The following is a 552-nucleotide window of genomic DNA, read 5'->3' on the forward strand; positions in this document are numbered from 1 at the left end:
ATCATATTTCAAATATATTTTAATTAGAAAATCCATTTCTCAAATTCCTATAGGATTAAATTAGCGCTGTATTATTTAATTTGAAAAAATTGAGGCTAATTTCCCTTGTTTAAAATGCTAATCTACACTTTAGCATACATAGATAGCACCTGATCCTCGATATTTGAGATGTCGGTCTGATTCTTCTTTACAATCTGGGGCTCAAATTCCCCTTTACGATCACGTGGGATATCCAAACTAATCTCACCCATTGATGAGACTACATTTTTCTTGCTGTAACCGTTCCTGCTGTTGTCGGTGTCCTTGTTGGAGTAATCATATTTGGAATAACCTAGTTCATCCTCCATCTCACCTTCCAACATTCCCTGGAGAGTATCCCCCAGAAGATCCTTAAGCATTTCCTGAACATCTTGTGCAGTTCCTGGGTAACTGTAAAATAAGACGGTGTATGGATAACTTCCCTGACCATATGAGATAATGCTCTAAATTAGAGTCTTTAGAGTTTTTTGACTTAGTCGAAAAACTCCAATGGAGGTTTAGAGTATGAATACC

General features: G+C 36.6%; 1 pseudogene. It reads right to left on the reverse strand.

The features are described from left to right. Positions 1 to 128 precede the first annotated feature (128 nt). A pseudogene (locus OXPF_RS19140) lies at positions 129 to 476 on the reverse strand (transposase); the annotation flags it as partial. Positions 477 to 552 lie beyond the last annotated feature (76 nt).

The sequence above is a fragment of the Oxobacter pfennigii genome, assembly GCF_001317355.1.
In the GTDB taxonomy this organism is placed as follows: domain Bacteria; phylum Bacillota; class Clostridia; order Clostridiales; family Oxobacteraceae; genus Oxobacter; species Oxobacter pfennigii.